This is a genomic window from Streptomyces sp. NPDC031365 (assembly GCF_055569765.1).
Window position 1 is genome coordinate 81,473 of record NZ_JBVIIM010000031.1, and the last position, 8,720, is coordinate 90,192.

An 8,720-nucleotide genomic window follows, 5' to 3' on the forward strand; every position below is an offset into this window, starting at 1 on the left:
CGGCCGGGACGGTCCGACAAGTGTGGTCTATGTATGAAGGGCCGCGTGCCTAATGGGGCGAATCGCCACCCTGACCGCGTACCTCCGCCGCCTCCCGCGACGGCAGCAACTGCCCGCCCGTGAGCCCGCCCGCCAGCAACCGCGCCGTCTCCTCCGCCAGCCGCGTCGCCCGCCGAGCCTCCGCCCGGAGCGCGTGCACGTGCCGGAAGGCCTCCCCGTACCGCCGCTGCTCCTCCAGCGGCAGCAGCGGCACCCGCAGCCGGCCAGGGCTGACACTCAGCACCGTGCTGCCCGTGGACGCGCCCGCGATGTTCCCGTCCGCGCCCAGGAACCCGGCGAGGAACCACGCGTCCAGGCGCTTCGGATCCGGACGGAACAGGTGGACGTGGAGGCCGAGCAGCGCGCCGGCGTCCTCCTCGCCCGCCACCCGGGCCATCGGCCCGTCCCCGCCCACGACCGCCCGTACGAGAACGTCCCCCACGGCGATCACGGGCGCCGTGTCACTCCGCAGCTCCGCCGGGTCGCCCGTGGGACCGGACCCGCGCGAGATGTCCGACCCGGTGAGCACCACACGGACCTCCGCCTGCCCCCCGCCTGAGTCCTCCGCGCGCCCGCGCCCTCCCTCCGGCACCGTCCGCAGCAGGGTGAGCGCCCCACCGCGCGCCAGGTCGGACGCCGTGGCCGTGCGCCACTCCCGCGCCGCGGCCCCCGCCGCGCTCCACTCCTCGTGACCGGCCGCCCGCGTGAGCGACTTCGCGGCCCGGACGAGGTCCCGGCGGGTGGCGTCGACCTCCGCCGACAGTTCCGCCGGATCGGCCTCGGACCGTGACGCCCGTACGAGCCGGGCCGGGGTCAGATCCACCACGTCGTCGAGCAGATCCACCACACCGACCGCGTGCGCGACACCGGGTTCGCCCTCGAACGTGTCGGGGTCCTCCGTGAACGCCCGCCACGCATCCAGGGCACGCGCCGTGACGCCGGGCCAGTCCAGGGAGGCGGACCGGCTCCCGCCCCGCGTACGGCCCGACGCCGTCGTCCCCGCCGCACCGGCCGCCGCTTCCGCCGCCGTGTCCACGAACAGCACCGACTTGCGCTCCGGACCGCCCGGCTCGGGCCGTTGCAGCACCCACACCTGGAGCCCGACGTGCAACGGCAACGACGCGCCCACCGGCAGCGCGATCACCGCCCGCAGCGCACCGCTGCGCACCAGCTCCGCCCGCACGCGCCGCCCCGACGCACGCCCCGCCGTGGCCGGCGGCAGCAACAGCACCGCGTGACCACCGGGCGCCAGATGGGCGAGCGCGTGCTGCACCCACGCGAGCTCGGACTCCGCGCGGGCCGGTACGCCGTACGCCCAGCGCGGGTCGTAGGCCAGTTCGTCGTGCCCCCAGTCCCGGACGCCGTACGGCGGATTGCACAGCACCGCGTCGGCGACCAGCCCGGGAAAGGCGTCCGCGCGGAGACTGTCGGCGGCGCGCACGGTGACCGTGGCCTCCGGTGCCAGCAGCATCAGGCTCACGGCACTGCGCCGGGCCTGCACGGGCAGACTGTCCTGGCCGTACAGCTCACGCGCCCCCCGGCGGGCGGCGGTCGCCAGCAGCGTGCCGCCACCGCACGCCGGGTCGAGCACGCTCGACACGGGCCCCGGGACCAGGCGGGCCATCAGCTCGGCCAGCGGCGCGGGCGTCAGATACGCGCCGGACGCGGCGCTGTCCTCCAGCTCCCGCTCCGCGAGCACGCCCAGTGCGGCCTGGCCGCCCTCGTCCCGTACACACGCGTACAGCGCGCGCAGCACCGTCGCGTCACCCGCCTCGAAACGCACCGGGTCGGCGGCCGGCACGGCGTCCGCCGCGGACGCCGTGTCACGCTGCGCGTGCGCCACGAGATCCGCGTCCGGCAGCTCTGTGGCGGCCGTCAGCTCCTTCGCCGTACGCCCCGCCGCCGCGTGGACGAGGAGCAGCAGCCCTTCCGAGGCACCGCTGCCGCCGCTCTGCGCGCGCAGACGCAGCGTCGTACGCAGCTCCTCCGACGGGGTCGCCGCCGAGGTGTGACCGCGCGAGGCGAGCCAGGCGCGCACGGACTCCAGGTCGTACAGCGGACTGCTGTCCGTGCCGCCGGACGGCGCGGGGAAGTCCTCGTGCCGGCGGCGCCAGTTGCTGACCGTGGCGCGCGTGACCCCGGCGATGCGGGAGATCTCGGCGGCGGTCACCTGAGCGGATGACTGGGGCATGGCGGGAGTCCTGAGCCTCTCTGGAGTGAACAGTCAACAACCTACAGCGCCCGTCAAATCTGTCAACGTGATTGACGATGCTTTCAATGCCGTGCTTCTCTGGTGTTGCTTCCGAGTGGAAGCCGCAAGCACTCCGGGGGGAGTCCCATGCCTCTGACCATGCCGACGGCCGTCGTCGAAGGAACCCAGCTCACCGTGATGCCGTTCCGCGCCGACGCCGTCGTCGGAACGATGTCCGTGCCCACGCTCGTCCAGCTCGTACCGTCGCCCCGTGCCGAGGAGGACCCGCGCAAACTGAAGGCGGCGTCCGGCCTGGTGCGGCGGCACGCCGAGCTGCGGGCCACCGTGCAGCGCACGCTGAAGTCGTCCCACAAGGGCAAGAACGTCGCCCCGTACGCCGAGTACATCGCCACCGGACTGAAGGGCGAGCTCGGCGCCGCCTGGTCCACGCCGCCGGTCACCCTCTGGCACGCCGGCCCGCTCGCCGCACTCAGCGACGAACTCGTCCTCGGCAGCGGCCTGCGCACGCTCACCGTCGCGCCCGGCACGATGGTCATCGCCATCGACGGCGAGACCCAGACCACCGCCTGGCACGACCTCTACGACGACCCCGAGACGTACGGCCTGACCTACCCCGAACTGGCCCAGGTGCGCCTGCCGTTCGAGCTGTACATCGACCTCGCGCCCGCCGACGCGCGGCAGATCTTCTACGACCGCAACGTGCAGGGCGTGGCCGTCGCCAAGAACCTGGCCATGTCCATGGACCAGCGCGACTACGGCACCCGCCTCGCGCACCTGGTCGCCGACGCGGTGCACGTCGACGTGGACGGACAGCGCGTCTCCTTCGCACGGTTCGTGAACGTCAGCAAGCGGCAGGTGTCCGCGAGCGACCGCGAGGTCGTCACCCTCTCCGCGCTGCGCGCCCTCGTCGTCACCACGCTCTACGGGCGCAACGGCGTGCAGGTCTCCGCCGAGTCCGTGCACGAGGACGACCTGCCGGCGGCCTACCGGCCCGAACAGGTCGAGGCCACCGTCGTACCGGTCCTGGCGCAGCTCATCGCCCGCCACGCCCACCACTTCACCTCGCGCAGCGCCATCACCGCGCCCGCCGTCCTCGCCGGAATCGGCATCGCCGCCCACCACACCATGCCGTGGACCGACACGGCGTCCGCCTTCCGCACCGACGACCTGGTCCGGCTCCTCGACGACATCCGCTGGGAGCGCGAGGCGAAGTACTGGGACGGCGTCGCCGCCAAGACCGGCACCTCCGGACGCCTCAACTTCAGCGGCGGCGTCAAGGACTCCGGCGGCCGGGTCGCCGAGGCGATCCTCTACCCGGCGACCGAGGCGGGCCGCAGGATCCGCGGCCTCTGAGCCCCGGCGCACGCACAGCCGGACACCCCACATCGCACCCACCACCACACATCACGCACGCCCGAAACGGAGCACGCCATGACCTTCCACCAGCCGCCGCAGCTTCCCGACCAGCCCCCGCAGGGCGCCGGCCCCTTCGGCCTCGGCACCCCGACCGGCCCGGGGCGGCCCGCAGGCGACCGCAGACGATGGCTGAAGTACGGAGGGGTCGCCCTGGTCTCCCTGCTCATGGGCGTCGGCATCGGCACGAGCAGCGGCTCGGCGGACACCGGCAAGGCGACGGCCGCCGGCACCAAGGCCGGCCCCCGCCCCACGGCCACCGTCACCGAAACCGCCGAGGCCGAACCCGCCCCCACGGTCACCGAGACCGAGACGGTGACGGCCAAGCCGAAGCCGAAGAAGACCGAGAAGCCCGGCCAGGCGACCAGCTTCTCCGGCGAGGGCGAGTACGTCGTCGGCGAGGACATCAAGGCCGGCACCTACAAGACCGCAGGCTCGGAGGACGAGCTCGGCTGCTACTGGGAGCGGGCCAAGAACGCCAGCGGCGAGTTCGGCTCGATCATCGCCAACAACATCTTGAACGGCCCGGGCCGCGTGACCCTCACCAAGGGCGAGTACTTCAAAACCAACCGTTGCCAGGAGTGGAAGCGAGTGGGATGAGTGGCCGTCGTACCGGACCCCAGTCGAGACATCGAGATAGCAGGTTTGTGCTGGTGGCATCGGCTGCCGCGCTTCTGGGGCAATGACGTCCTGCCTTACTGTCGGGAATCACCGTGGCCTTGTCGTCCGAGGACCACGACGATCCGCGTGGGCGTGTGCGCCCCGGTGTCCACCCGGTCCGCCGGCCGCTCTCAGAAGCCCCACGGGTCGGGGTGCGGCACCGCCGCCGGATCCTCGGACCAGAGCAGCCGGGCCTCGATCTCGTCACCGGTGAGACCGATCAGCCGCTCGACCGCCCATCCGTTCCACTGGACGGCACGGGGGAACTGCGGCAGACGGAAAGCCGGCAGACCGACCGGCAGCGCGTCGGCCCGGAACACCGCCTTCTTGACCTCGCCGCTCCCCTTCTTCGGCTTCGACGACCTGCGCAGATCCAGGCAGTCGACCATCGGCTCCACCAGAAGGAGGTAGTACTCGTCCTCCTCCGCCCCGTCGATGTCGACGGGCACCAGACTGCCGGACGCCGCCAACTCGCCCTCGAAGCAGTCGACGAGCCGACGACTGAGAATCGGTGCGCCCCGGTGGCCCGACGGGAACTGTCCCTTGGGCCAGCGGCGCTCTCCGCCCCACTCGGCGCGCAGCCGGACCGGACGGTCCGCCTCCGCCCCGCTCCGCTGCCACCGCATGAGCCGGGAGAGCCCGACATCGTCGAGACGCAGCGGTCGGCAGTCGCTCAGGCTCGGCAGAAGTCGGTACACCGACAGGGGCTTCTCTGACATGCCAGTCATTATGGTGCCGTCCATACGGCGCCCGGCCCCGGCTGTCCACCCGCGAGCTCCCTCTCGACCTGCTGACCGACGCCGCGCAGTTCGCGTCGGAGCGCTCCTCGAATGGCACGTGCTCCATAGCCGTCGTTCTTCATTTCGGTGGCGACGTCCTGGAGATGCGTGTTCAAGCGCTCGAGGAACTTCTTCCGGTGCGTGAAGTTGTGCGGCCTCGGATGCCCCAGCGGGATACCGTTCGCGGCGTCGTTGATGTCGACACCGTACTTTTCCAGCAGCGCCCGTGCCTGCGCTGCTCCGTTGCGCTTCATGCCGGACGGCACGATGTGTGCGGCGGCCTCTCCCGGTCCCTTGGCCCGGCCCTCCCTCGCAAGGTTCTTGGCAAGCAGTTCAGCGTTCTCGGCGCAGCTCAGGAGCCCCAGGTAGTCGAGCCACGTCATCGGATTCGACGCGTACGCCCGGGGATTGGGCCCTGCGTCCAGTCCCAGCGGATCCGCACTGACGTAGGTGGCGGCAACCGGGTCGTAGTACCGGAAGAAGTTGTAGTGGAGCTGCGATTCGGGGTCGGTGTACTGGCCGGGGAACCGCAGCGGAGTCGACGCTCCCCGGCCCTCACCCGCCATGAGGCCCCAGAGCGTGGCGTCCGCGCGCCAGACGACCTCACCGCCTTCGGAGACGAGCTCGGTCGGGGTGCCGACGAGGTCGGTGACGATGGCGTAGAACCGTTCGTCGACGACGTGCTGGGGCGCGTCGGCGGGAGTGGTGCGCTCCGTCTGGGTCAGGGGCCGGACGCCCTCCCGTTCCCAGGTCAGTGTGGACGCCTCGGACGAACCCGCACCCGTGGTGGCCTGTTCCACCAGGTGCGGGCCGTCCCAGGTGAAGCGGGTCTCCTCGGCCACGTCCCGCCCGTCGGCCGTCAGCCGCTGCTTGGCGACGCGCCGGCCGAGGGGATCGTAGAGGTAGCGCCAGACCGTGCCGTCGGGGGTCACGACGGAGGTGAGCCGGTCGTCACCGTCCCAGGTGTAGCGCCAGAGGTCGGCCTTGCGGGACAGCCGGGTCCTACGGCGCAGCACGACCCGTCCCGCGGCGTCGTACTCGTAGTGGATTCCTCCCGCGCGCAGGACACGGTTGCCCCGGTGGACCCGTTCCCCCCGGCCCTCCTGGGCGGGGTACCGGTCCGGCCACGAGGCCCGGGTCTGGTTGCCGTGCCCGTCGTAGGCGTACGACTCGGTCCACTCCTCCGCACGCACGGTGAGCACACGTCCCGCGGGATCGAGGTCGAACGTGCGGTGCCCGGATCCGCGGTCGTCGAGCGCGGTCACGTGACCGTCCGGCCGGTAGGTGTAGGTCCGGTGGGTCAGGGTGCGCGCACTGCTCGTCGAGGTCAGTCGCTGGCTGGTCAGGCGGTCCCCCGCGTCCCAGTCCGAGGTGAGCGCGAGACCGGCGTCGGTCCTCCTCCCGGTCTCGCGCCCCAGGGGGTCACGAGCGAAGGACAGGGTGCGGCCGGCCGTGGCGAGCGCGGTGCGCTGCCCGGCCCCGTCGTATGTGTACGCGGTGACGACACCGCTCGGAGTGGTCCGGGAGATCGGGCGGCCCACGATGTCGTAGACCGTGGAGAGGACCCGTCCGTCGACGCTCTCGGCGGTGATCCGCCCCACCTTGTCGTAGGCGTACACGAGCGTGGCGTCGGGGCCGGCGGCCCGGACGAGGCGACCCGCCCGGTCGTGGTGATAGGTGGTGACACTGCCGTCGAGTGCCGCCTCCGCCTGGTTGCCGACCGCGTCGTAGGAGAAGACGGCCGTCTGCCCGACGGCGTTCGTGCGGCTCAGCAACTGGCGTGCGGCATCGTAGGCATAGGCGAGGGTCCGGCCGTCGAAGTCCGTCTCCGACACCAGGTTGCCGACCGCGTCGTAGCGATGGTCCCAGGTCAGCCCGCGCGAGTCGGCCACCTGGAGCAGCCGCAGCTCGGTGTCGTGAGTGAAGGTGTGCCGGACCCCGTCCGGTGTCGTGCGCGAGGTGAGCAGGTCGAAGGCGCCGTAGGTGAAGCGAGTGGTGCGGCCCAGCTTGTCCGTGTGGGTGAGCTGGTTTCCCTCACCGTCGTACGTCCAGTACTCGGTGGTGCCGTCCGCCTCGGTCACCGATGTGAGAAGACCCTCCGGGGACCAGGTACGGCGGACTTCCCCGCCCAGAGGGTCGATGACGACAGAGTTGTGCCCGAAGGAGTCGTACGCGTACGTGACCACCGCCCCGAGCGGATCGACGGCCGACGTCGGCTGCCCGGCGGCGTTGTTGGCGAAGCGGTACACGGCGCCGCTCGCGTCCGTCAGGGTGGCCAGTGCGCCCGACGACTCACGGATGAACCGGGTCGTGGCGCCGTCCGCGGTGGTCACCGATGTGCAGTTGCCGCGGTCGTCCCACTCCTGACGAACGACCGCGCCGTCGTACTCGGTGATCTCCACCGGACGTCCGAGGTCGTCGTAGCGGGTGGTCGAGGTGGAGCCGTCGGGCAGCCGGACAGCCGCCAGCCGACCGGCCTCGTCCCATTCGAGGTGCAGGGAACGCCCCAGCTGGTCGGTGCGGCACAGCAGACGGTCGTGGTCGTCCCACTCCTGAACCACCGTGTGCCCGAGCGCGTCGGTCTCCTCGACCAGCTGGTAGGCGTCGTTGAACCGGTAGTGCGTGGCATGTCCCAGAGAGTCGACGGCGACCGTGCGACGGGACCGGTCGTCGTAGGTGAACGTGTAGGACAGGAATCCGTCCGTGCCGTGGCCGGCCACACAGCGACCGGCCGCGTCGTAGTCGAAGCGGTACCAGACTCCGTTGCGGTCCTCCCACCGGGTGATGCGCCTGCTGTCGTCGTAGGCGAACCGCAGGGGCAGGCCGGAGGAGTTGAACACGGCGGAGAGGTTGCCGCGGTCGTCGTAGCCGTACCGGACCAGGGTCGGCCGCTCGGGGTGATTCCGCAGCACCAGTTCGGTGATCCTGCCGTTCTCGCAGGTCACGCCGATACGGTAGCCACCGTGATGGACGACTTCCTCGGGTGTGCCATCCGGCCTGTAGGCCACGCCGATGGTGTTGCCGTTGCGGTCACTGATCGACGCCAGGGGCAGTTCGGCGGGTGACCGGTCGGGCAGGGGACGGAAGCGCAGCCGGTGCCCGGTCTCCGGCCGGTGTACGACCAACTCTCCGTCAGCGGCCCCATCCCAGCTCAGAGGCCACTGCGGACCGGTGACCGGCAGGACCGGAGCATCTGGGTCGGGGATCGGGTAGTGCAGCACCATGCCGTCGTCGGTGGCGAACCGCACACCTGTGGCGTCCAGCACCAGACGCTGGTCGAGCGTGCACGTCCAGCTCGGGCCGAGAAGACGGCCGCTGCGCGTGCGCGTGCGGTGGTGGCGTTCCAGCACCAGCGGCAGCAGACCGTCCAGCGTCACGTCGGTGGCGGACATGACCATTTCCCCGGTGGCCAGATCGACCGGATCGCCGCGCGTGATGAGCTTCTTCATCTGCCGGCCGAGGGCGCCCGCGCTCCTACCCAGTCCTCTGACTCCGAGGGCCATGCCCTTGAGGCCGGTCTTGGGGGGGGGGGGGGGGGGGGGGGGGGGGGGGAAGAGGGGGGGGGGGGGGGGGGGGGGGGGGGGGGGGGGGAAGGCAAGCAAGGCACAAGACACAAA

5 protein-coding genes are annotated in these 8,720 nt (G+C 71.7%); 2 read left to right on the plus strand and 3 right to left on the minus strand.

The genetic code is table 11. The features are described from left to right. Positions 1–49: 49 nt before the first annotated feature. Positions 50–2,230: an N-6 DNA methylase gene (locus tag ACZ5C2_RS32310; RefSeq protein ID WP_468799318.1), complete on the minus strand. Its 2,181-nt coding sequence runs from the start codon at positions 2,228–2,230 to the stop codon at positions 50–52. Between the two features lie 147 nt (positions 2,231–2,377). On the opposite strand from ACZ5C2_RS32310, the gene ACZ5C2_RS32315 reads away from it, so the two are divergent. Both ACZ5C2_RS32315 and ACZ5C2_RS32320 read left to right on the plus strand, forming a co-directional pair. Beyond that, on the plus strand, positions 2,378–3,604 hold the full coding sequence (locus ACZ5C2_RS32315; RefSeq protein ID WP_468799320.1) for a DNA sulfur modification protein DndB: 1,227 nt from the start codon (positions 2,378–2,380) through the stop codon (positions 3,602–3,604). Between the two features lie 78 nt (positions 3,605–3,682). After that, positions 3,683–4,264: a hypothetical protein gene (locus ACZ5C2_RS32320; RefSeq protein WP_468799322.1), complete on the plus strand. Its 582-nt coding sequence runs from the start codon at positions 3,683–3,685 to the stop codon at positions 4,262–4,264. Between the two features lie 191 nt (positions 4,265–4,455). Here ACZ5C2_RS32320 and ACZ5C2_RS32325 read toward each other — a convergent pair whose 3' ends face one another. Next, positions 4,456–5,043, minus strand: a complete 588-nt coding sequence (locus ACZ5C2_RS32325) for a hypothetical protein (RefSeq protein WP_468799324.1) — start codon at positions 5,041–5,043, stop codon at positions 4,456–4,458. 8 nt (positions 5,044–5,051) lie between these two features. After that, positions 5,052–8,606 (minus strand): DUF6531 domain-containing protein, encoded by a 3,555-nt coding sequence (locus ACZ5C2_RS32330; protein WP_468799326.1) that lies wholly within the window; start codon positions 8,604–8,606, stop codon positions 5,052–5,054. Positions 8,607–8,720: the final 114 nt, after the last annotated feature.